This window comes from Oceanimonas doudoroffii, assembly GCF_002242685.1.
Classification (GTDB): domain Bacteria; phylum Pseudomonadota; class Gammaproteobacteria; order Enterobacterales; family Aeromonadaceae; genus Oceanimonas; species Oceanimonas doudoroffii.
In genome coordinates, this window is the sequence record NZ_NBIM01000001.1 from 943,875 (window position 1) to 965,834 (window position 21,960).

Sequence of the window (21,960 nt, forward strand, 5' to 3'; positions counted from 1 at the left end):
AATAACAATGGCCTCAAGCACACCGTCTTCTGCTCCTTCCCCTGCGCTGCTTAACCCCGTGCTACTCGGTGGCTGCATCATCATTCTGGTCAGTTTTTCCGTTCGGGCTTCCTTTGGACTGTTTCAGCTGCCCATTGCCGAGGAGTTTAACTGGCCGCGGGCCGACTTTTCCTTTGCCCTCGCCCTGCAGAACCTGTTCTGGGGCATAGGCCAGCCTTTATTCAGCGCCCTTGCCGAGAAATACGGCGACCGCAAGGCCATTGTGGCCGGGGTGGCCTGCTACGTGGTGGGCATGGTGCTCTCCGCCCTGGCCATCACTCCCGGTCAGCATCAGTTGCTGGAAATGCTGGTGGGCTTTGGTATTGCCGGTACCGGCTTTGGCGTGATCCTCGCCGTGGTGGGGCGGGCGGCTTCGGATCAGCACCGCTCCCTGGCCCTGGGCATTGTCACCGCCGCCGGCTCGGCCGGGCAGATAGTCGGGCCGCCACTGACTCAGCTGCTGCTGGACCACCTGCCCTGGCAGTCGGTGTTTGTCAGTCTGGCGGGCTTTATTCTGCTTTCGCTGCTGGCCCTGGGGCTGATGCGGGTTCCGCCTCCGGCGGCCAAGGGTCCTCAGGATGAAGGCATGGGTGTGGTGCTGAAACGGGCGCTGAAGGATCCGTCCTTTCTGTTTATTTTTATCGGCTTTTTCTCCTGCGGCTATCAGCTGGCGTTTATTACCGCCCACTTTCCGGCCTTTATTGCCGAAATGTGCAGCGCCATTGCGCCGGACAGCATCATTCAGGCCTTGGGGGTGAGCTCCACCTCCAGCCTCGGTGCCATGGCCATTGCCCTTATCGGCCTGTTCAATATCGGCGGCACCCTGCTGGCCGGCTGGCTTGGCAACCGCTATTCACGCAAGTATCTGCTGGCGGTCATTTACGCCCTGCGTACCCTGGTGTCGGCGGTGTTTATTCTCAACCCCATTACTCCGGAAAGCGTGGTGCTGTTTTCCATGGCCATGGGTGCGCTCTGGCTGGCCACCGTTCCCCTCACCTCCGGCCTGGTGGCCCAGATATACGGGCTGCGCTATATGGGCACCCTGTATGGCCTAGTGTTCTTCTCCCATCAGCTGGGTGGTTTTATGGGGGTCTGGCTGGGCGGTACCCTTTATGACCTGCACTCCAATTACCTTATGGTCTGGTGGATTGGCGTGGGCTTTGGTGCCATCTCGGCCCTGGCGCACCTGCCCATAGAGGAAAAGCCCTGGGCCCAGCGGGGCACGCCGCTGGCCACGGCCTGAGCCCACGGGCGCCGGCCGCACGGGCCGGCACCTAACTGCGGCGCCGCAGGCGCAGATCCCGCCACAAGGGGATCACTGCAAAGACCACCTCCAGCTCCGAGTTCATCGCCGCCACTCCTGCCGGGGCGGTAAGGGAAATATTTTTTCTTATGGCAAAAAGGTACTCATAAGAGAACTACACTCAGCGGGCACCGGTGCGCTTGTGCGCGCCTCTCACCTCGAGCACGGATAAAGGAGCCCCCCATGAACCGGGCATTACGACCAGTGATTACCCTCTCGCTGCTCACCCTGAGCATCACCCTGCAGGCGGCCCCCGCCGTCAGCACCGGCCAGGGCGGCGCCGTGGCAACCATTTCGGAGCAGGCCAGCCGGGCCGCCATTGCGATCCTCGACCAGGGCGGCAATGCCATCGACGCCGCCGTGGCGGCGGCCGCCACCCTGGGCGTGACCGATCCCTTCAGCTGTGGCATTGGCGGCGGGGGCTTTATGCTGATTTACTCCGCCGATGACGACAAGGTCATCAGCATCGACCACAGAGAAACCGCCCCGGCCTATTTTCACCCCGGCATTTTTCAGCAAAACGGCGAGGCCATGGCCTGGGAAGAGGTGGTGCCCACCGGCATTTCCGTGGGTGTGCCCGGCACCGTGCTGGGCTGGCAGGAGGCCCTTGGCCGCTACGGCACCATGAGCCTTGAGCAGACCCTGGCCCCCGCCATTGAGGTGGCGGAGCAGGGCTTTACCGTGACCGACAACTTTCACCGCATCGCTCAAAAAAACGAACACAAGTTCGCCCGCTTTGAGCCCAGCCGCGCCCTGTACCTGCAAAACGACAAGGCCCTGCCCGTGGGCAGCCATTTCAGCAACCCGGATCTGGCCGCCACCTACCGGGCCATTGCCAAAGGCGGCGCTCAGGCCTTTTATGAAGGCGACATCGCCCGCGACATTGTGGCGGCGGTCAACCAGCCGCCGGTGGTGGACGGCGTCAGCGTGCTGAGCGCCACCATGACCCTGAACGATCTCAAAGATTACGAAGTGCGGCTGCGTCAGCCCATTCATTCCACCTACCGGGGCTATGACGTCTATGGCATGGCGCCGCCGTCAAGCGGCGGCATTGCCATTGCCCAGGCACTGAACCTGCTGGAAACCCGGGATCTGTCGGCGGCTTCACGCACCGAGGCGGAACACCTGTATCTGGAAGCCTCGCGCCTGGCCTTTGCCGACCGGAACGCCTATGTGGCCGACACCGAATTCACCGACGTGCCCATCGCCGGCCTGCTGTCCAAGGAATATGCCAAACACCGGGCCCCGCTGCTGGAAGCCCGGGCCGCCGGCCAGCGCGGGCCGGGAGATCCCTTTGCCTATCAGGACGATCCTTCCGTGCCCCTGCGCCCCGCCGCCGCCGGCCTGATGCAGGAGTCGGCCCACACCACCCATCTGGCGGTGTCGGACCGGCACGGCAACGTGGTGGCCTACACCTTTACCATTGAAGACTGGGGCGGCAGCGGCATTGTGGTGCCGGGCCGGGGCTTTTTGCTCAACAACGAGCTCACCGACTTTGACTTCAGTGCGCCGCACCCCAACGTGGCCGAAGCCTTCAAGCGGCCCCGCTCCAGCATGAGCCCCACCATAGTGCTGCGCGACGGCAAGCCCGCCTTTACCATAGGCTCACCCGGCGGCTCCACCATCATCACCACCGTGCTGCAGACCATGGTCAACCACATTGATCTGGGCATGTCGCTGGCCGATGCCCTGGCGGCCCCGCGCATGAGTCAGCGCAACGGCGACACCACCCTGGTGGAAACCCTGCTCGGCTTTCCCGGCAGCGAGCAGGCCAGGGCGCTCGAAGCCCTGGGCCACCGCTTTGTGGAAACCGACCAGATCGGCGCCGCCAACGGCATTGCCTTTCATGCCGACGGCTCGGTCACCGCGGTCAGTGAACCCCGCCGCCACGGCGTGGGCACCGCCCTGGTGCAGCAGCAGTAAGCCCCGTCAAAGGGCGGCTTGTCCGCCCTTTGAGTTATTCCCATGACGTCGGTTGCACCCCAGCAACCGGCACCTCTCCGTCGAGAAATATCTCCGGCCGTCTTCGTCACTAAATAACCGGATTCGGCCGGTTTTTATCGATTTCTATTACCGAATGCGTATAATTCCGCTCGCCTTATAACCAAGGCCAAATCCTAAGGGGTGGCATTTCCGCCTGAGATGCGCAACGCGCGAACCCTTTGAACCTGATCCGGTTGATACCGGCGTAGGAATAGGAAGCTCACAACGCCCTGCCCTGCTCGTATTGTTACCGGGTCTTCGCACTGAAATGGAGATGTAAAGTGCCGAGACTGACCCCCTTTGTTCCTTCTGCCCTGACCCTGGCCATGGCGGCCGCCCTGCCGGCCCAGGCCGAGGAAAATACAGAATCCGTTTACACCCTGGCCCCCGTGCTGGTGACTTCCAGCTTTCGGGAAGACACCCTGCAGGACACCGCCGCCAGCGTGAGCGTGATCGATGAAGCCGAGCTCGACAAGCCAAACACCAACCACCTGGAAGACGTGTTGGCCAAGGCCCCCAACGTCAACCTGAGTGCCGGTGCATCCCGGGGCAAGTTTTACCAGATCCGTGGTGTGGGCGAGCGCAGCCAGTTTATTGGGGTGGTCAATCCTTCGGTGGGCGTGGTGGTAGACGGCATAGACATGAGCGCCATGACCACGGGCGCCACCCTGCTGGATGCCAGTCAGGTTGAAGTGCTGCGCGGCCCGCAGGGCAGCCTGTATGGCGCCAACGCCCTGGCCGGGCTGATTAACGTGCGTGCCAACGAGCCCACCGATACACCGGAAGGCAATGTGGAGCTGACCCTGGGGGAATACAACACCCGCAACCTGAGTGCGGCCGTGGGTGGCCCCATCAATGACAAGGTAGGTTATCGCATTGCCGCCCAGCGCAACCTGAGCGACGGCTTTATTACCAATGATTATTTAAACGCCGACAACACCAACAACATTGATGAAACCCTGCTGCGGACCAAGTTTCGCATTGCCGCCAGCGACGATCTGGATCTGGATCTGACCGCGTTTTACGCCAATATCGACAACGGCTACGATGCCTTCTCCCTCGACAACAGCCGCCATACTCTGTCGGACAACCCGGGTCACGACCGCCAGGAAACCATTGCCCTGTCGGGCAAGGCCAGCTGGTATGGCGTTGAAGCCTTTATTCTGGAAACCGCCCTGGCGGTGAACAAGAGCAACCTGGAATACGGCTATGATGTGGACTGGACCTATTCCGGTCTGCACCCGGATACCTACAGTGCCACCGACAACTACCAGCGGGACGAGCGCGGCGCCACCGCCGATATTCGTTTTATCTCCACCGAGCAGTCCGCCCTGTTCAATGGCCGCACCGACTGGACCGGCGGGGTCTACTTCTTTCACCGCAGCTCGGATCTGGATCGCCGCTACACCTACTTGGCTGCCCCTTTTACCAGCGAATATGAGGCCAACCGGATTGCGGCTTACGGCGAGCTGGAAACGGCCCTTACCGACAGGCTGACCCTGATCAACGGCCTGCGGGTTGAGCAGGACAGCACCCTGTACCGTGACAGCGACGGTATTCATGGTGAGCCCGATGATCTGCTGTGGGGCGGACGGGTGGCACTGGAATACCAGGCCGATACAGACCGCATGTATTACGCCCTGATCTCCCGGGGTTACAAGGTGGGCGGCTATAACGTGAACAGCGAGCTGGCGGCCGAACTGCGTACCTTTGAAGCCGAAACCCTGTGGAACTACGAGATTGGCGCCAAACACAGCCTGCTGGACAATCGCCTTAACACTCAGCTGGCCCTGTTCTTTCAGCAACGGGACAACGCCCAGATCCGCACCACCTACACCTATGTGCGGCCCGACAACTCGTCGGCCTACATCGACTATTCTCACAACGCCGAGCGGGCTTACAGCTATGGCCTGGAAGCCCAGGCCCAGTGGCAGGCCAGTGCCGATCTGGACATCTACGGCAGCCTGGGCCTGCTGGACACTCGCCTGAAAGAGGCCGATGCCAGCTTTGATGGCCGCGAAGCCGCCCATGCACCGGAATATCAGTTTGCCCTGGGTGCCAATCTCGATCTCGGCAATGGCTGGTTCTCGGGGCTGGATGTGGAAGGCAAGGACGCGTTTTATTTCTCCGATGATCATAACGCCGAGTCCGACGCCTACGCCCTGCTGCATGCCCGCCTGGGCTACCAGCAGGATAACTGGAGCGTGACCCTGTGGGGCCGCAACCTCACCGACGAAGACTACGCCGTGCGTGGCTTTCAGTTCGGCAACGATCCGCGCAAGGGCTACATTACCGAGCAGTATGTGCAGCTGGGCGCGCCACGCATGTTTGGCGTGACCACCCGTTTTATGTTTTAACCCCCAGCCAGGGATACCGGGTGGCAACCGTCACCCGGTCAATACCCGGTCATTTCCAGATAGCCTTCCCCGAGTGGCGCACCGCTGACGGCGTTGCTGACGCTGACCGCCCCTTCCCAGTAGGACACCGACGTGTTCATCCAACGGTTGGCATGGTAGGCACTGACGTTCATGACGAGGTCTTGCACCGGCAGTGTTAGTCGCCAGCGCACCGGCAGCCGCCGGCCGGCAACCTCGGCACTGGCCAGCGGCGTAAGGGTTAATGTCTCGGCATTGAGCGGGGTTACCTCGCCGGTGGGTGTCATCCAGCTACCGGACACATAATTACCGTGGTGGTCGCCTCCGCCGCGCAGGCGAAAGGCCATCAGCTTGTGGCCGCTGTCCAGGTGCAGGGAAAACCAGTCCCAGCCGGTCTGACGCTCACTCAACAACTGGCTGCTCCATTCCCGATCCAGCCAGGCCTGCCCGCTGACCGTCAGCCGCTCATCGTTCAACCATACCTCACCGCTCACCCGGTAAAAGGGCTGACTGTAATACATGGAGCCCTGACCATCGTCCGACTTTTGGCTGAAGCCGTGAATGCCATGGCTTACCAGCGGGCCGCTGGCCTGCAGCGCCAGCGTATAACCAAAGCGGCCCTGCTCATCCTCGGCTTCGGCCGAGAGTCGCAGCCGGTCCAGCTCGTTCCCGGTGGTGCTCAGGCTGGTCAGCTGCCAGTTATCCAGCCAGGCACGAAAAGGAGCCGCAATGACCCCGGCCTGCCCGGCCCGGCTCACTTGGCCGCCTCGGGCAAGGCGCTCGGCCACTCTGTGCTGCCCGCCTCGGGACAGCGCCATATGCGCCATCCAGATCTGCTCCACCGCCCAGGGGGCGGCGGACGGTGTTTCCGCGGTGTCGGGCCGTTGAGCCTGACGAAACAGGGTCCACTGCAGCCCCAGGGGCTCGCCTTGCCGGTCTTTCAGGTTGGCGGTGAGATACCACCACTCAATGCGAAAGTCGGCGTGCGGGCCGTGATCCTCGGGAAAGTTCAGGGTCATGCCGGCGTGAGCCTGGGTATAGCCTTCACCTGCGGCTCCCAGGCCGGCAAAGCCGCTGTGCTCATTGTTATGGCGGGTATCGCAGGCACTCGGCAAACACAAAAGGAGTAATACGCGAAGCAGGGTGATCATGGGTATTCATCCTCCGCCAACAGCGCGCGGGGTGGCGTGCGAAAGAGTTTGAGCATGGGCAGGGCCGCCGCCAACAGCGCCACCAGCACGGCAAGGGCCAGGGTCAGGCCCATTTCACCCGGAAACACATGCAGCGGCAGCCGCCAGCCAAAGGCCGCCACATTAATGCCCCACACCAGGCAGGCGGTCACCGCCACGCCCAGGGGAACGGCCAACAGGCCGGTGGCCAGCGCCATGCCGGCGAGCTGTGCCAGCTGAATGGCCACTAACCGCCGCCGTGACACTCCCAACGCCCAGAGTACGGCCATGGCACGACGCCGTGCCCCGGCCTGGGCCAGCAGGGTGGCCAGCAGCGCCAGCGCCGCTACCGCCAGGGTCAGGGCATTCAACGCCCGCGTAATGGCAAAGGTTCGCTCAAAAATGACGGTGGCCCCGGCCTTCACCTCCCGCTGATCCTGCAGCTGTTGCTCCCCCAGATTAAAGCGCTGGCGCAGCGCCTGCCTGAGTGAACCGGCACTGATACCGGGCGACAGTACCACCCCCATGGCCGTTGGCGGCACCTCGAACAAAAGTTGCACCCGAGCCGTGGTCAGCACCAGTTCGCCCCTGGGGTTGCCATAATCCGGGTAGATGCCCGCCACGGTGATCACCTGGGCTCCGCCGGGAGTGACCAGGCTCAACCGGTCTCCCGGTGCAATACCTTCCCGCCGGGCCAGTTGCTCGTTGATAAAGGCCTCACCGCGGCGAAGTGCTTGCCATGCCGCGTCGCGCTCACTCAAGGAGGCCAGCAGCGGCCAGCGCGCCACCAGCTCGGGGGCCGGCGTAATGCCGAACACGGCCACGGTCAGGCTCAAACGGCGCGCCGTGGCAGTTGAGGTGATCTCAAGCAGTTCGGCCTCGGCACTGACGGTGGTCAGCCGCGCCTGTACCTCAGGGCGCCGGCCCAGCCAGGCGTGTATTTCTTCGAACTGCGCCGGCGGCGGCCTAAGGTACAAGTCCGCCATCAACCGCCGCTCTAGCCAGTCGAGAAAGGTCAGCCGAAAACCGCCAACCATGCTGCTTACCCCCAGGTTGGCGGTCAGGGCGATCAGCAGCGCCATCATGGCCAGCGACAATCGGGGCAGTTGCAGTTGCATGTCCGCCAGGGCCCATTGCATGAGTGGCCGCGGTCGCGCCCAGGGTAATAGCAGCATCAACAGCCGGGCCAGCAACGGCGGCAAACAGAGTGCCGCAGCCAGCAGCAGGGCCGCCACCAGGCCAAACCCGGCGAGCAGTCCCTCGCCGGCGGGGGAGCCCCACAGCACAAGCCCGCATACCAGTGCCAGCAGGGCGGCCATCACACCCAGCCGCGCCTGCCAGCCCAGTTGTCGCTCAAACCCACTGCGCCATACCTGCGCCTGACCCAACCCCAGTAGCGGAAGGCGGCTCGCCCGCCAGAGCACGCCGCCGGCGGCCACCACCAGGCCGCCCAGGGTCACGCCCATGCCCCCCAGCCAGTAATGCAAGGGCAGGTTAAGGCTGGCACTCACTTTTGCGCCATACAGACTTTGCAGGGTGGCGGCCACGTCGGGCAGCAGGGCTTTGGCCAGCCAGACTCCGCTGATCAGCCCCGCCGAGGCGCCAATCAGCCCAATCCCCAGCAACTCGAGCACCAGCAAGGCCAGCAGGGTAAGGGCCGGCACGCCCAGGGCACGCAGGGTGCGCAACAGTGCCAGGCGCTGCTCCAGCGCCAGTCCCAGCGCCGCCTGCACAATAAACAAACCGACGATCAGTGCCAGCAGCGCCATGGCGGTGAGGTTTAAGTGAAAGCTTTCGGTTAGCTCACCCGGGCCGGCCCGGGTCATTCTTATAAAGCCCGCGGGAGCTGCCTGCTCCTTATCAATAAGCAGTGCGGTGATACCATCATTGGCCTGCAGCAATTGGGCGGCGGCGGCAATATCCATCACCAGGGTTTGGGGAGGCAACGCGAAGGCTTCCACCAGGGGAGGCAGCAAAGTGCCGTCCTGCAGCCGAGGGGAATCGCCCAGTTGCGCGCGCGTGTCCGGCGCCAGCCGCACCTGCCAGGGCGGCTGAATAAAATCCCGCAGGCTTCCGCTCGTGTCGGCCAGCACGCTATTGGCCGGCAAGGTAAGCGGATCCATGCCCACCAGGGTAAGCCGCAAGCCGCCCTTGGTGGTGATCTCTCCCTGCAGCAGAGGCGAAACCGGCACGCCGGCCCGGCGCAGCACCACAAAATCGCGGTAGGTAAGCGGCTGGCCATCCTCGCGCACCAGCCAAACGACACCACTGCCCAACCAGGCCTCGGCCCGGCCATAGCTCTCCCGTGCCGAGGCGTTAATGGCCTGCACTCCGCTCCACAACGCCCCTGCCACCCAAAGCCCGAGCAGCAGCATCGCCAACTGCCCCGGATGACGGCGGTAGTGGGATAACAGGGTTGCCAGGCCCACTCGCATCATGGTGTAGGACGCTCGGGCAACAGCCGGCCGTGATGCAGGATTAAGCAGGCGTCCAGCGGGGCGGCAACCCTGGGGCTGTGGGTCACCATCAGCAGGCTGCTGCCGCTTTCGGCCACCAGCTCCAGCAGCAGGCCAAGCACGGTATCGGCGGTGGTTTCATCCAGGTTGCCGGTAGGCTCATCGGCCAGCAACAAGGCCGGCCGCGGTGCCAGTGCGCGGCCAATGGCCAGCCGCTGCTGCAGACCACCGGAGAGCTGCTCGGGGTAATAATGTTGATGCTTCACCAGCCCCAGCCGCTCCAGCAACCGGGCGGTCCAGCGTGAATCTTCCCGCCCCGCCAGCCGGGCCTGCAGCAGCAGGTTGTCGGCCACATTCAGGCTTGGAATCAGGTGAAACTGCTGAAATACCAGACCAAGGGTATGGCGCCTTAACGTTGCCCTGCCCGTTTCGCTCAGCCCGGCCAACGACGTGCCGCCGATCAACACCTCCCCGCGCTCGGGCAAGTCCAGCCCTGCCGCCAGGTGCAGCAGGGTAGACTTGCCGCTGCCCGACTCCCCCATCAGCGCCAGGCTTTCACCGGCAGCCAGCCGCAGATCCACCCCCGACAGCACATACTGCGGTCCCTGAGGAGTGGAATAGCTTTTGTGAACCTGACGAAACTCGAGCATGACGGCCTCCTGGAGGTTCCCGGCCTGGGCTAACACTAGGATAGCGCCATGAGGTGGTAGAGGTCAGGTTGCCGCCCCTTCACGTTCACGGCCGGGAGTCGTTGTGCGCTTACCGGTCTGGATCAGCACCACTCCGCCCAGGATCAGCCCCAGTGCCAGCAGCAGGCCGGCAGTGATGCTTTCTCCCACCGCGGCCCCAATGATCACCGCCACCACAGGAGCAATGTAGGTGGCCACGGATGCCCGCACCGAGCCAAGCCTCTCGATGATCAGGTAATAGATAAAAAAGGCGCCACCGGTGCCCAGCATGCCCAGGCCAATCACGGTGCCCAGCAGTGCATGCATGTCGGTTGCGATGGCAGCCATGCCGTCAACGTCTGTCAGTACGACCAGGGTCAACAGCGCCAGCCCCGTTTGCCAGGTCGCCAGTGCCAGCGAGGGCAATTTCAACGGCAACAAAAACCGCTGGGCATACACGAAGGACATCCCCAGGCTCAGAGTGCCCGCCAGCATCCAGAGCACGCCGAGCACATCTGCCCCGGCAGCGCCTTGCCACGGCCTTGCACTTAGCACTATGCCCACAAAGCCGAGCACCATGCCCACCGTCATGCGAGGAGTTGGGCGATCCTCACGCAGAAACAGGAATGCACAGATAAAGGTAAACATGGGAATTGAGCCGCTCAGCAGCCCGGCGATGCTGGACGGCAACCGGGCCGTGCCGGCCACAAAACCGTAATAGTAAAACGTCGTGGCCAGCACCGACATCACGGCAAAATGCGGCAAGTGGCGTAGCTGACGCCGTGTCAGGACCCCGGTTCGCCACGCCACCAGGGCCAGCGGCAGAAAACCGAAAAGCACCCGCAATAATACCGTTTGTGTGGGCGAAACCAGCTCCGTGGCCCACTTCATGAAAATGAAGTTCGAACCCCAGATAATCCCGAGTGCAATGAGTGCCGCATAGATGCGCAACATGTCTGATCTCCTTCAATGGCAATGACGCCCACCGGTGACCATGCATCCCCGTTTTACTGGTGCTGCGCATTCGCCGACCGGTCAGGACTTACGCCATTATGACCGAGGCCAACGCTGGTTTCGCGCGATATAAAAACGTGCCAGACTGTAGAAAATCTACAGGTAAATGCCATGACGCCATCTCGCCGCGGCTTGCCACCGCTAAATGCCATGCGCGCCTTTGAGGTAGCAGGCCGCAGACTGACCTTTCGTGCCGCCGCCGACGAACTCGGGGTCACCCAGGGCGCCGTTGCCCAACAGGTACGCGCCCTGGAAGAGCACCTGGGCCTGACACTCTTTCGGCGGCTGCCCAGAGGCCTGGCCCTGACTCCGCAGGGAACCGCCTACCTGGCGGAGCTGACCCGCGCCTTTGATCTGCTTGCTGAGGCCACGGGGCGGCTTTATGACGCGCCGGCGGCGGTCACGATCAGCGTCACCCCCACCTTCGCGGCCAAACTGTTGATCCCTCGTCTAGCCGCACTGAACGCCGCCCTGCCCGAGGTGGAGCTGCGCACGATCGCCACCGAGACCCTCTCCGATTTTGACCGCGATCAGGTGGACATGGCGGTGCGCCTGACCCGCCCGCCCTTTCCCGCCGCGCAGGAAGCAAAACTGCTGTTCCGCCAAGAGCTGGTGGCGGTCGCCAACCCGCTGCTGGTAAAGGAACTGTCACTGCCACTCACGGCGAAACAACTGGCCGGGCTACCACTGTTGCATGACGCCCACAACCACTGGCCTGCGTGGCTGCAAACCGGCAAAACGCTGCCCGGCGCCGTGTTCAGCCAGACCACGCTGGCCCTTGATGCGGCCATGGCCGGCCAGGGCGTTGCCCTGGTCTGCCGGGCCTTTGTGGCGGCTGATCTGGCGGCCGGTCGGTTGGCACAGGTGACGGAAGAAAGCCGTGAAACGGACTCAGACTACTTTCTGGTACGCAAGCGTTCCCCTTCCCACGGCAAGGCAGCGGAAGCGGTATGGGACTGGTGCCTGAACCGCTTTGGCTGAGACTGCGGTAGCGCGATTAACAGGCAATTACTGCGTCGTGGTAAAAACACGAGCGAGCCGCCTGTGCTCCCGGCCATGCCCGAGCCGGTTAATCTCAACCACAACAGCATACAGACGACAACGATCTGCCCGGCCACACGAAAGCCGTGCGCAGGTTTTAACAGATGTCGGAAGTTCAGCTTCTTGAATGAGAAACGTAAAGAGAAGAAAAATTAGAAAGATTCTTAATGAGGATTGGAGGTGGCGCCCGCCAGCCACATCCCGGCACTCGAAGCTCCTCGCCGTGGCTGCTCCCTTCCGGGCCTGACCAGGTAGACAAGGTTTCGATGCGAGAGGACCAACGGGGCCACCATCGAAGCGCCGCCAGTCTAGCAAAATGCCGTTTCAATGCAACCATCGCTGAACCGACTGCGGATTTATTGGCCGTTTATGACCATTAATGCGCAGTCACGGTACCTCGTTGTGGCTACTTCACTTCCTGGCCTGACGCTTGTGTATTGGCTCAGAACGGAAAGAACAGCGGCACCAGAACCAGCACCCCGGCGCTGTAGAGCAGGCTGATCGGCAGGCCGGTCTTGATGTAGTCCATCACCCGGTAGCGGCCCGGCGAATACACCATCAAATGGGTCTGATAGCCAAAGGGCACCATAAAGCAGGCACTGGCACCAAACGCCACCGCCATGATAAAGGGCATGGGATCGGCGCCAAAGCCTTGCGCGGTAGACAGCCCAATGGGAAAGGCCAAGGCCGCGGCGGCGTTGTTGGTCACGGTTTCGGTCAGCAGCAGGGTGATGAGATACACCCCCACAAAGGCCCCCACTACGCCATAGCCGTTGAAAAAGCCGCGCATGGCGTCGGCCACCAGTTGGGCGGCCCCGGAGCTTTCCAGGGCCCTGGCCACGGTCAGCGCCGAGCCGATCACCATCATCAGTTCAAAGGGAAAGCGCCGACGCAGCTCCGACACCGTTAGGATGCGGGTCAGCAGCAGCGCCGCCAGCAGCAACAGCAGACCGTTCAGCAGCGGCACCAGCCCCAGTGCCGCCAGGCCGATCACCACACCAAAGCCGCCAAAGGCAAACAGGCTCTGTCGCACGCTCAGCTTTGGCCGTTGCAGGCTATTGCTGAGCAGGTGAAAATTGCGGTCCAGGTTGCGGTGCTGCTTGAAGTCCGGGCCTACCGCCAGCAGCAGGCTGTCGCCAACCCGGAGCGGAATTTTTCCCAGGGTGCCGTAAAGCCGTCGGCCGCCCCGGCGAATGCCCACCACACCGGCGTTGAACATGGTGCGAAAGTCCACTTCCTGCAGGGTGCGGTTGGCCAGCTCCGACTCATTGGACACCACCACTTCCACCAGGTTGGACGCCAGCAGCCGGTCTACCCCGTTGCCAAACAGCTGCAGGCCGGCAAACTGCTGCAACGCCTGCACCTTTTCCACCTCGCCGGTAAACACCAGCACGTCGTCGGCCTCCAGCACTTCGTCCGGTGACACCGGGCTGATCAACCGATCGTTGCGGGCAATTTCCAGCAGAAACAGACCATTGAGCCGGCGCAGGCCGTTATCTTCAATGCTGTGGCCAATGAGCGGTGAGCCGTCTTCCAGTCGCGCCTCCAGGAAATAGGGCTGGGTGCTTTCTTCGCCCTGCATCTGGTGCGCGGGCAGAAAGCGCCGGCTGAACAACAGGCCCAACAGGCACAGCAAGGCCACCGGCAGCCCCACCAGGGTAAACTGGAACATGCCCAGTGCCGGCAGGCCGGCGTTCACCACAAAGGAATTCACCACCAGATTGGTGGAGGTGCCCACCAGGGTGGTAATGCCCCCAAGAATGGAGGCGAACGACAGCGGGATCAGCAGACGCGAAGCGGGAATATGACGCTGGCGGGAGATCACACCAAGCAGCGATCCCACCACGGCGGTGTTGTTGAGAAAGGCCGAGAGCCCGGCGGTCAGTCCCATCAGCCTCAGGCTGGCGCGCCATTCCCGGCCCCGCAGCAGGGCGTCGGACAAGCGTTCCAGCAAGGGGGAACGCTCCAATGCCAGCGACACCAGCATCAGCACCAGCAAGGTGATCAGTGCCGGGTTGGAAAAGCTCGACAGCATGGCCTGCTCGTCCACCACGCCGACAATCACGTAGCCTACGGCCCAACCGCTGAACAATACCGCCGGTGATATTCGGCCATGAACCAGCAGCACCAGCAGGGCGCCAATCGATGCTAATACCAAATATGCTGACATATATAACCACTCGCTCTTTAGCAGGGCTACCATTGTACGCATATATCAAATAGACTGGATACATGAAGTATCTATAACATTTTGTTATTAGTATAATCCAAAGGCGAGAACAGTATCACTATGAATCTGACGCACCTGCAACGGCTGGAAGCCGAAAGTATCCACATCATGCGGGAAGTGGTGGCCGAGGCCGACAACCCCGTCATGCTCTACTCCATCGGCAAGGACAGCGCCGTGATGCTGCACCTGGCCATGAAGGCCTTCTATCCTTCGGTTCCGCCCTTTCCCCTGCTGCACGTGGACACCCGCTGGAAGTTCCGCGAAATGTACGAGTTCCGCGATCACATGGCCAAGAAGCTGGGCATGGAGCTGCTGGTGCACATCAACCCGGAAGCCATTGAGAAGGACATCAACCCCTTCACCCACGGCTCCGCCATTCATACCGATATCACCAAGACCGAGGGCCTGAAGCAGGCGCTCGACAAGTACGGTTTTGACGCCGCTTTTGGCGGCGCCCGCCGCGACGAGGAAAAGTCCCGCGCCAAGGAGCGTATCTTCTCCTTCCGTACCGCCCAGCACCGCTGGGACCCCAAAAACCAGCGTCCCGAGCTGTGGAAGCAGTACAACACCCGCAAGCTCAAGGGCGAGTCCATTCGCGTGTTCCCGCTGTCCAACTGGACCGAGCTCGACATCTGGCAATACATTCACCTGGAAAACATTCCCATCGTGCCGCTGTATTACGCCGCCAAGCGCCCGGTGGTGGAGCGTGACGGCACCCTGATCATGGTGGACGACGAGCGCATGCCGCTGAAGGAAGGCGAAGTGCCGATGATGAAAAACGTGCGCTTCCGTACCCTCGGCTGCTACCCGCTCACCGGCGCGGTGGAGTCCGAGGCCGACACCCTGCCCGCCATCATTCAGGAAATGCTGCTGACCAAAACCTCGGAGCGCCAGGGCCGCATGATCGACCACGACTCCGCCGCATCCATGGAAAAGAAAAAACAAGAGGGCTACTTCTGATGGCGCACCAATCCGATCTTATCGCTTCCGATATCGAGCAATATCTGCAACAGCACGAGCAGAAGAGCCTGCTGCGCTTCATTACCTGCGGCAGCGTGGACGACGGCAAGAGTACCCTGATCGGCCGCCTGCTGTTTGAGTCCAAAATGCTGTTTGAAGATCAGCTCGCCGCCATGGAGGCCGACTCCAAAAAATACGGTACTCAAGGGGAAGACATCGACTTTGCGCTGCTGGTGGACGGCCTGGCCGCCGAACGCGAGCAGGGCATCACCATCGACGTGGCCTACCGTTTCTTCTCCACCGACAAGCGCAAGTTTATCGTGGCCGACACCCCCGGACACGAGCAGTACACCCGAAACATGGTGACCGGCGCCTCTACCGCCGATGCCGCCATTCTGATGGTGGATGCGCGCAAGGGCATTCTCACCCAGACCCGCCGTCACAGCTACCTGATGTCGCTGCTGGGCATTCGCCAGGTGGTGGTGGCCATCAACAAGATGGATCTGGTGGATTACTCGGAGGCCACCTTTAACCAGATCAAGGAAGACTACGCCCGGTTTGCCGCCCAACTTAACCTGGACAACATCACCTACATTCCCATGTCGGCGTTCAAGGGCGACAACATCGTCGAGCCCAGTCAGAACATGACCTGGTACCACGGCACCACCCTGATGGGCTACCTGGAAACCGTGGAAGTGGATGACACCCGCATGCAGCGCGCGCCCTTCCGCCTGCCGGTGCAGTGGGTCAACCGCCCCAACCTGGACTTCCGTGGTTTCGCCGGCACCGTGGCCAGTGGCGTGGTCAAACCCGGTGATCGCATTCGGGTGCTGCCGTCCGGCAAGGAAAGCACCGTGGATCGCATCGTGGTGCACGGTGGCGATCTGGCGCAGGCCGTCGCCGGCCAGTCGGTGACCCTGACCCTGAAGGACGAAATCGATATCTCCCGGGGGGACGTGATCTCCACCGCCGAGGCACCGGTGGAAACCGCCGATCAGTTTGAATCCACCCTGGTGTGGATGCACGAAGACGCCCTGCTGCCGGGCCGCCCCTACCTGCTGAAGATCGGCACCAAAACCGTGACCGCCTCGGTGACCGACATCAAGTATCAGGTGAACGTCAACACCCTGGAGCACGTGGCCGCCAAGAAGCTGGATCTGAACGGCATTGCGGTGTGCAACCTCAGCCTGGATCGCGCCATCGCCTTTGACGACTACCAGAGCAACAAGGACACCGGCGGCTTTATCCTGATTGACCGACTCAGCAACAACACCGTCGCCGCCGGCATGCTGCACTTCTCGCTGCGTCGCAGCCAGAACATTCACATGCAACACGTGGACGTGAACAAGGAAGCGCGGGCGCTCGCCAAAAACCAGAAGCCGTCGGTGCTGTGGTTTACCGGCCTGTCCGGCGCCGGCAAGTCCACCATCGCCAACCTGGTGGAGAAAAAGCTGCACGCGCAAGGCAACCACACCTACCTGCTGGACGGCGACAACGTGCGCCACGGCCTGAATAAAGACCTGGGCTTTACCGACGCCGACCGGGTGGAGAACATTCGCCGGGTGGCGGAAGTGTCGAAGCTGATGGTGGATGCCGGCCTGATTGTGCTCACCGCCTTTATCTCGCCGTTCCGTGCTGAGCGCCGCCTGGCCCGGGAGCTGCTGGAAGACGGTGAATTCATCGAAGTGCACGTGGACACCCCGCTCAACGTGGCGGAAGAGCGTGATGTGAAGGGGCTGTACAAGAAGGCCCGCCGCGGCGAGCTGAAGAACTTCACCGGCATCGACTCCGCCTACGAGCAGCCGGAGAACCCGGAAATTCGCCTCGACACCACGGCGCTGAGTGCCGACGAAGCGGCGGATGCGGTCATCGAACTGCTGAAGGAAAAAGGCATTATCGAGGGCGGTGACTGGTCTATCTGACCCCAGCCCTGCTGAACGCAAAAGGCCGGCTCATTGAGCCGGCCTTTTTATTTGCTGAGGAGCTTCGTTTCTTTGGCGTCCCGACCTTCGCTCGGGTAAGCCAATCAGTTTTGCCAATGGCCCACTACATAGTGTCCTGCCAGTTACGCGTCGGCTTCCGCCTTGGCCAGCAACTGGTTCCAGTAATTGAACACCAGCTTTTGATCGTCGTCGTTGAGTTCGCCGCTCAGAATGGCCTGGTTCAGGCTGGTTTTTACCCGTGCCTTGACGTCGCGCACATGGTTGCGCCCGGCCAGTTCGCTTTGGGCTACCGCCAGGGTGATGTGGCCGCGCAGGTAACCGCCGGCGAAGAGCTGATCGTTGGTGGCGACCGCCACCTTGCCGTCGATCTCGTTCAGCAGCCGTTGTTCAAATTCAAAAATATTCATTCATTTGCCTCGTATTCCGGGTTTGCCACCCGTACCAGCACTTCATCATGGTAGCCAGTGATCACCCGCATCAGGCCGCCCAGTTCGCGGTCCAGTTCGGGATCATTGGTGTCGACTCGCAGCGGGCGCCCGTTCAGAGAGCTGAGCTTGGACTTGGTCGCCAGCAGCCAGATATTGTCGCGCCCCACGGCGTTAATCACCGCCGGGCTGAGCTGCTGATTGCCCCGGCCAAACACATGGCCCTGGCCCCCGATCAGGGTGATCACCAGCTTGCAGTTTCTGTCCCTGATGTGTTCATACAGGCCCTGGGCATCCAGATCCGAGGCAATTAACCGTTTTTGATAAACCAGATCCACCCCCAGCAGGGTGTTGGGCAGGCCCAGCCGCTCCATCACCGCCGCTACCGTGCTGCCCGAGCCCATGATGAAGTAGCAATCGTCCTCTTCCTCCATGCGCTCAATCACCTCGTCGGCAATGTCGGTAAGCACCAGCTCCGCCGACTCCTTGCCGGCCACCTTGACCGCCTGCACATAGCTGAGCTCGCCAGGAATGAGCATTTCACCGTAACGACGGGCGCGCACCTTACCTTCACGAAAGGCGGTTTCGTCGATGTCCATCACGTCCGCTTCCATCAGGCTCACCGGCTCGCCGCGCACCAGCTTGGCCAACAGCCGGCCGGTGCCGGCGGGGGTGACGCCATAAACCCCGGAATGAATCTTGACCCCAGCGGGAATGCCCAGCACGCACAGACCCTCCGGCGCCACGGCGCAAATATCCCGGGCGGTGCCGTCGCCACCGGCAAACAGCAGCAAATCCACGCCCTGCTCCACCAGGCTGGCCACGGCGGCCCGCGTGTCGTCGGCGGTGGTGGGGTGGCCCGGCTGGTGGCTGACCTCAAAGGGCAGCGCCAACTCCCGGCACAACTGCTCGCCCATGTCGCCCGCCACGGTGTAGATGCAAAAGCGATCTTTCAGTTCACGCAGCTCGGCCAGGGCCAGGCCACTGCGCAGCTGGGCGCGGGGCTCGGCGCCCCGTGCCAGGGCTTCGGCGGCCATACCGTCACTGCCCTTGAGGGCAACGCTGCCCCCGAGGCCTGCCAGGGGGTTGATGATTAGTCCGATTCTGAACATCACGGCTCCTCAAACAAAGTCGGCGGCGGTCAGGGGGGAGCGCCGGTAATGACGCTGCAGCTCGGCCATAAAGCGCTGCGCCCGGGCCGGAAATCCGGCTTCAAGGTAATGCAGCGCCTGCTTTCGTACCTTGCTTCGAAAGGCATGGCGATCCGGCTCCACCGTGCCCTCGAGGTTGTCACAACTCACGTTAAAGGTGAACCCGCAACTAAGCGACAGCGCCCATTCAATGGCCTGAGGCTTGACTTCCACCGCCTCAAACGCAGCCTGGGCCTCGGCATCGCGGCCGTCGGGATGATACCAGTAGCCATAATCTATCTGTTGCCGCCGGGCCTCGCCCGCCAGCAGCCAATGAGCCACTTCATGCAGGGCACTGGCAAAGAAGCCGTGGGCAAACACAATGCGGTGATGCGCCACCACGTCGTCGGCGGGCAGATAGATGGGCTCATCCTTCCCCAGCTCAAGCCGCGTGTTATGAGTGTCGAAGAAGGTGTGATCAAACAGGGAGATCAGCTCCCGGTAGCAAAACGACATAAACAGATAAAGAAACGGCCCTTCACAGGGCCGCTATTCTACCCGCTGGCTGCGGGCACACAAGGGGCATGGCTGTGACGCCGGTTTTATTTCAGCTGCGGCGTACCGGTGTGCACGCCGGCATTCTGGGCCCGGTGCATCAGCAGGTGATCGAGCAGCACAATGGCCATCATGGCCTCGGCAATGGGCACGGCGCGAATGCCCACGCAAGGGTCGTGGCGGCCCCGGGTAACCATTTCGGTGGGGTTGCCGTCCTTGTCGATGGTCTTGCCCGGCACCATGATGCTGGAGGTAGGCTTGAGCGCGATGCTGGCGACAATGTCCTGGCCACTGGAAATGCCACCCAGAATGCCACCGGCATGGTTGCTGGCAAAGCCCTGCGGAGTCATTTCGTCCCGGTGCTCGGAGCCCTTCTGCTCAACCACGTCAAAGCCGTCACCGATTTCCACGCCCTTGACCGCGTTGATGCCCATCAGCGCATGGGCAATATCGGCGTCGAGCCGGTCAAAGACCGGCTCGCCCAGGCCCACGGGCACGCCGGTGGCGACCACCTGAATTTTGGCGCCGATGGAGTTGCCTTCCTTTTTCAGGTCACGCATGTATTCGTCCAGCGCGTCCAGCTTGCCGGCGTCGGCAAAAAAGAAGGGGTTGGTTTCGATAATGTCCTGGTCAAAGGCCTCGGCCTTGATCGGGCCAAGCTGGGTCAGGTGGGCATAGATGGACACACCGAACTGGGCCAGCACCTTTTTGGCGATAGCGCCGGCGGCCACCCGCATGGCGGTTTCCCGCGCAGAAGAGCGACCACCGCCGCGGTAGTCGCGAATGCCGTATTTCTGGTGATAGGTGTAATCGGCGTGGCCCGGACGGAACAGATCCTTGATGGCGGAATAGTCCTTGGAGCGCTGATCGGTGTTCTCGATGATAAGACCGATGGAGGTGCCTGTGGTCTGGCCTTCAAACACGCCGCTAAGAATTTTGACCTCGTCCGCTTCCCGCCGCTGGGTGGTAAAGCGGGAGGTGCCGGGCTTGCGCCGATCGAGGTCCTGCTGCAGATCCGCTTCGGACAATGCCACACCCGGGGGCACACCGTCGACCACGGCGCCCAGGGCCAGGCCGTGGCTCTCGCCGAAGGTAGAGACGCGAAAGAGGGTACCTATACTGTTCCCTGCCATGAATGTTTCCTTGACTGTAAATGGTTAAAACTGGTCTTTGTGCGGCAGCAGATCCCGCCGGCTGATCACGAACACGCCATGGCCGCCGTGCTCGAACTCCACCCAAGACAGGGGCAGCTCGGGAAAGGCGTTTTCCATGTGAATTTGGCTGTTGCCCACTTCCACCACCAGCACGCCGTCGTCGGTGAGGTAATCACAGGCCTGAGCCAGCATGCGGCGAGTAAAGTCGAGGCCATCAAAGCCCGAGGCCAGCGCCAGCTCCGGCTCGTGCAGAAACTCCTCGGGCAGATCGCTCATGTCCTCTTCGTCCACGTAGGGCGGGTTGGCCACGATCAGATCGTACTTGTCGCCGGCCGGCAGCGCCGAAAACAGATCCGACTCGATGGGGATGACCTGCTGCTCCAGACCGTGGTTCTGAATGTTGATCTCGGCCACGTCGAGGGCGTCGCGAGAGATGTCGAGGGCATCCACTTCCGCCTCGGGAAAGGCGTGGGCCAGGGCAATGGCGATGCAACCGGAGCCGGTGCACATGTCCATGATGCGGGCCGGTTCATGGGCCAGCCAGGGCGAAAAGCGAGTGTCGATAAGCTCCGCAATGGGCGAACGTGGAATCAGCACCCGCTCGTCCACATAAAACTCGTAACCGGCAAACCAGGCGGTGTTGGTGAGATAAGGCGTGGGCAAACGCTCTTCCACCCGGCGGCGAATGGCCTCGAGCAACACACGGCGCTCGGCAGGCACCAGGCGGGCATCCCGCGCCTGGGGAGGACAGTCGAGAGGCAGATGCAGCAGCGGCAGCACCAGTTGCACGGCATCGTCCCAGGCGTTGTCGGTGCCGTGACCATAAAACAGGCCGGCCTGCTGAAAGCGGCTGGCGGCAAAGCGCAGCCAGTCACCCATGGTGTGCAGCTCGTTGAGTGCCTCGTCGTTAAAAAGCGTGTCCAAATCCCCTCCGCCTCGCTAAAATGGCTGTTTTTCAAGTGACAAAAGCGAACATGACCGCCTCATCCCCTCCCGAAGACGACGATAAAACGCTGTTTATGGAAGCGGTGCGCGGTGTCCGTAAATTGAAGCAGGATACCATAAGTCCGCTCCGGGCGCCGGTCAAGGTGAAAGCGACCCGGGCGATGGCCCGCAAAGACAGGGCCGAAGCCCATCCGTTTTCCGACCTGTATGAACCCTGGCTGGATCAGGACGGCCCCACCCGCTTTCGCGCCGACGACACCTCGGCCTTTGAGCTGAAGCGGCTGCGCCGAGGCGATTATGCGCCCGAGCTGTTTCTCGACCTGCATGGCCTGACTCAGGAAGAAGCCAAACAGGAGCTCTCTGCACTGCTGCTGGCGGCCCGGCGCAACCACATCGACTGTGTGTCGATCATGCACGGCCACGGCAAGCACATTCTCAAGCAGCGCCTGCCCATGTGGCTGGCCCAGCACCCTCAGGTGCTGGCGTTTCATCAGGCGACCAAGGAATGGGGTGGCGATGCCGCCCTGCTGGTGCTGCTTAAAACCGAGCAATAAAACGCAACAAGGCCGG

At 62.1% G+C, this 21,960-nt stretch carries 17 protein-coding genes, 1 other RNA gene and 1 riboswitch; of the genes, 7 read left to right on the top strand and 11 right to left on the bottom strand.

The features are described from left to right. Window positions 1-7 precede the first annotated feature (7 nt). From B6S08_RS04340 to B6S08_RS04350, 3 genes are all read left to right on the top strand, one after another. Window positions 8-1,282: an MFS transporter gene (locus B6S08_RS04340; protein WP_094199526.1), complete on the top strand. Its 1,275-nt coding sequence runs from the start codon at window positions 8-10 to the stop codon at window positions 1,280-1,282. Between the two features lie 243 nt (window positions 1,283-1,525). After that, the gene (ggt, locus tag B6S08_RS04345) at window positions 1,526-3,265 is read left to right on the top strand and encodes a gamma-glutamyltransferase (protein ID WP_094199527.1); all 1,740 of its coding nucleotides are present in this window, start codon (window positions 1,526-1,528) and stop codon (window positions 3,263-3,265) included. Window positions 3,266-3,452: 187 nt separating this feature from the next. Then, a riboswitch (TPP riboswitch) is annotated at window positions 3,453-3,554 on the top strand. Between the two features lie 52 nt (window positions 3,555-3,606). Beyond that, the gene (locus B6S08_RS04350; protein ID WP_094199528.1) at window positions 3,607-5,682 is read left to right on the top strand and encodes a TonB-dependent receptor; all 2,076 of its coding nucleotides are present in this window, start codon (window positions 3,607-3,609) and stop codon (window positions 5,680-5,682) included. A gap of 38 nt (window positions 5,683-5,720) precedes the next feature. Here B6S08_RS04350 and B6S08_RS04355 read toward each other — a convergent pair whose 3' ends face one another. The 4 genes from B6S08_RS04355 to B6S08_RS04370 form a co-directional block, all read right to left on the bottom strand. Continuing rightward, entirely contained in the window at window positions 5,721-6,851 is a 1,131-nt protein-coding gene (locus B6S08_RS04355) for a lipocalin-like domain-containing protein (RefSeq protein WP_094199529.1), read from the bottom strand. Continuing rightward, complete coding sequence (locus B6S08_RS04360) at window positions 6,848-9,307, bottom strand: ABC transporter permease (RefSeq protein ID WP_094199530.1); 2,460 nt, start codon at window positions 9,305-9,307, stop codon at window positions 6,848-6,850. The genes B6S08_RS04355 and B6S08_RS04360 overlap by 4 nt, the downstream gene beginning before the upstream one ends. Then, window positions 9,304-9,975 (bottom strand): ABC transporter ATP-binding protein, encoded by a 672-nt coding sequence (locus tag B6S08_RS04365; protein WP_094199531.1) that lies wholly within the window; start codon window positions 9,973-9,975, stop codon window positions 9,304-9,306. Before B6S08_RS04365 ends, B6S08_RS04360 begins: the two co-directional genes overlap by 4 nt. Before the next feature lie 63 nt (window positions 9,976-10,038). Continuing rightward, window positions 10,039-10,947, bottom strand: a complete 909-nt coding sequence (locus tag B6S08_RS04370; protein ID WP_094199532.1) for a DMT family transporter — start codon at window positions 10,945-10,947, stop codon at window positions 10,039-10,041. Between the two features lie 171 nt (window positions 10,948-11,118). Here B6S08_RS04370 and B6S08_RS04375 point away from each other — a divergent pair, with 171 nt between their 5' ends. Beyond that, complete coding sequence (locus B6S08_RS04375) at window positions 11,119-11,988, top strand: LysR substrate-binding domain-containing protein (RefSeq protein ID WP_094199533.1); 870 nt, start codon at window positions 11,119-11,121, stop codon at window positions 11,986-11,988. Between the two features lie 245 nt (window positions 11,989-12,233). Here B6S08_RS04375 and ffs read toward each other — a convergent pair. Then, window positions 12,234-12,331, bottom strand: an RNA gene (gene ffs / locus B6S08_RS04380) — signal recognition particle sRNA small type. Between the two features lie 159 nt (window positions 12,332-12,490). After that, entirely contained in the window at window positions 12,491-14,218 is a 1,728-nt protein-coding gene (locus B6S08_RS04385; protein WP_094199534.1) for an SLC13 family permease, read from the bottom strand. A gap of 120 nt (window positions 14,219-14,338) precedes the next feature. On the opposite strand from B6S08_RS04385, the gene cysD reads away from it, so the two are divergent. Together cysD and cysN are read left to right on the top strand one after the other, a co-directional pair. Next, window positions 14,339-15,238: a sulfate adenylyltransferase subunit CysD gene (cysD, locus tag B6S08_RS04390; protein WP_094199535.1), complete on the top strand. Its 900-nt coding sequence runs from the start codon at window positions 14,339-14,341 to the stop codon at window positions 15,236-15,238. Continuing rightward, the gene (gene cysN, locus B6S08_RS04395) at window positions 15,238-17,160 is read left to right on the top strand and encodes a sulfate adenylyltransferase subunit CysN (RefSeq protein WP_094199536.1); all 1,923 of its coding nucleotides are present in this window, start codon (window positions 15,238-15,240) and stop codon (window positions 17,158-17,160) included. The genes cysD and cysN overlap by 1 nt, the downstream gene beginning before the upstream one ends. Window positions 17,161-17,303: 143 nt before the next feature. Here the strand turns inward: cysN and B6S08_RS04400 are convergent, their stop codons facing one another. The 5 genes from B6S08_RS04400 to prmB form a co-directional block, all read right to left on the bottom strand. Continuing rightward, on the bottom strand, window positions 17,304-17,588 hold the full coding sequence (locus tag B6S08_RS04400) for a YfcL family protein (protein ID WP_094199537.1): 285 nt from the start codon (window positions 17,586-17,588) through the stop codon (window positions 17,304-17,306). Beyond that, on the bottom strand, window positions 17,585-18,718 hold the full coding sequence (locus B6S08_RS04405; RefSeq protein ID WP_094199538.1) for an ATP-NAD kinase family protein: 1,134 nt from the start codon (window positions 18,716-18,718) through the stop codon (window positions 17,585-17,587). The genes B6S08_RS04400 and B6S08_RS04405 overlap by 4 nt, the downstream gene beginning before the upstream one ends. A 9-nt stretch (window positions 18,719-18,727) precedes the next feature. Beyond that, a complete protein-coding gene (locus B6S08_RS04410; RefSeq protein WP_094199539.1) occupies window positions 18,728-19,252 on the bottom strand; it encodes an elongation factor P hydroxylase in 525 nt (174 codons plus the stop codon). An 86-nt stretch (window positions 19,253-19,338) separates the two neighbouring features. Beyond that, window positions 19,339-20,424 carry a chorismate synthase gene (aroC, locus tag B6S08_RS04415; protein WP_094199540.1) on the bottom strand — a complete coding sequence of 362 codons (1,086 nt, stop codon included), beginning with the start codon at window positions 20,422-20,424 and terminating at the stop codon, window positions 19,339-19,341. Between the two features lie 24 nt (window positions 20,425-20,448). Then, window positions 20,449-21,369, bottom strand: coding sequence for a 50S ribosomal protein L3 N(5)-glutamine methyltransferase (gene prmB / locus B6S08_RS04420; protein WP_094199541.1), 921 nt, complete (start codon window positions 21,367-21,369; stop codon window positions 20,449-20,451). A 50-nt stretch (window positions 21,370-21,419) separates the two neighbouring features. Here prmB and smrB point away from each other — a divergent pair, with 50 nt between their 5' ends. Next, entirely contained in the window at window positions 21,420-21,944 is a 525-nt protein-coding gene (smrB, locus tag B6S08_RS04425) for an endonuclease SmrB (RefSeq protein ID WP_094199542.1), read from the top strand. Window positions 21,945-21,960: the final 16 nt, after the last annotated feature.